1 protein-coding gene is annotated in these 904 nt (G+C 74.9%); it reads right to left on the reverse strand.

The genetic code is table 11. The features are described 5' to 3' along the window. The coding region (locus FOE67_RS27115; protein WP_182667458.1) for an exonuclease domain-containing protein at positions 1-693 on the reverse strand (693 nt) is incomplete at its 3' end. Between the last annotated feature and the right edge of the window lie 211 nt (positions 694-904).

Raw genomic sequence — 904 nt, forward strand, 5'->3', positions numbered from 1 at the left:
CGCCCCGCCCTCCCGCCAGCGGGTGACCGGACGGCACTCCTGGAGCGGCAGCTCCACCCCCAGGCGGACGGCGCGTTCCAGGGCCGGCCGCAGGATCTCGGTCAGTACCCGGGCGTCGTCCAGGGCGTGATGGGCGCGCTCCTGGCGCACCCCGTAATGGGCCGCCAGTGTTTCCAACCGGTGGTTGCGCACCGGCAACGACAGTTCCTTGGCGAGCGCTATGGTGCACAACCGCCGGGTCACCGGGGCCCGGTGGCCGGCCCGGGCGTACTCGCGCGAGAGCATCCGCCAGTCGAACAGGGCGTTGTGGGCGACCAGCACGCGATCGGTCAGCCGCTCCGACAACTCCTCGACGATCTCCGGGAACCGCGGGGCCGCCTCCAGCATCTCGGCGGTCAGACCGTGGATGTGCACCGGACCGGGATCCCGCTCCGGATTCACCGGGGTGTACCAGTGGTCCTGCGGCAGGCCCCGGCCGTCCACCCGGTAGACCGCCACCGACACCACGCGGTCCTCCGGGTCCAGCCCGGTGGTCTCCACGTCGACCACCGCGTATCCGGAGGGGAAGCCCTCGGGGACGGACAGCGGGGACCGCTCCGGGGCGACGGGGGTCCCACCGCCCGCCGGGACGGGGTCCGCCCCCCGAGCCCACCGGTCTCCGGTGGTCTGCGTGGTCTGGGGATCATCGAGCATGTACCGGAGGATACGGGCCGCCACCGACAGTGCCGAACGCCGCCCCGTGCCCTCGCGCCGGTCCGGCGCCCCGGTCCCGGCCCGTTCCGGGCGGCCCTCACCGGATCGCCGGCCGTCCGGTGAATCCCCCGACCCGCCCCCGCAACCTCGCCGACACGGCGGGCGTACCGCCCGGGGCCGGGGCCGGAGTACCCTGCCGGCAGGGCCGATC

Source organism: Streptomyces calidiresistens (assembly GCF_014141525.1).
GTDB classification, from domain to species: domain Bacteria; phylum Actinomycetota; class Actinomycetes; order Streptomycetales; family Streptomycetaceae; genus Streptomyces; species Streptomyces calidiresistens.